Source organism: Gilliamella sp. Pas-s27 (genome assembly GCF_009795865.1).
Classification (GTDB): domain Bacteria; phylum Pseudomonadota; class Gammaproteobacteria; order Enterobacterales; family Orbaceae; genus Gilliamella.
In genome coordinates, this window is sequence record NZ_WTEW01000141.1 from 1 (window position 1) to 306 (window position 306).

Annotated in this window: 1 protein-coding gene; it reads right to left on the reverse strand. The window is 28.4% G+C overall.

Annotation, left to right across the window (positions count from 1 at the left end):
* The coding region (locus GQ589_RS12055; protein WP_202115125.1) for a hypothetical protein at positions 1-306 on the reverse strand (306 nt) is incomplete at both ends.

A 306-nucleotide genomic window follows, 5' to 3' on the forward strand; every position in this document is an offset into this window, starting at 1 on the left:
ATAGACGTAATATTCGGCTGTTCTATTAGGTCCACTCAATCTATCTTTGAAGAGATAAAAGTCATTATTATCGCCATCAAAATTATAATCAGATTTTTCATGATTCACAATATTAGCATAACCATGAAACTCACATCCTTTGATACCTGTAATAGTTTGAATAAGCTTGCCATCGTGTTTGCTATATATTTTTATCCCAACGATATTTGCTTCTTCATTTTTCTTTTTAGATACTATTACTTTAAAATAAAAATCCTTAGTACTATGTTGTTGTAAATAATCTATATTGTTAAATTCTGCTTCACG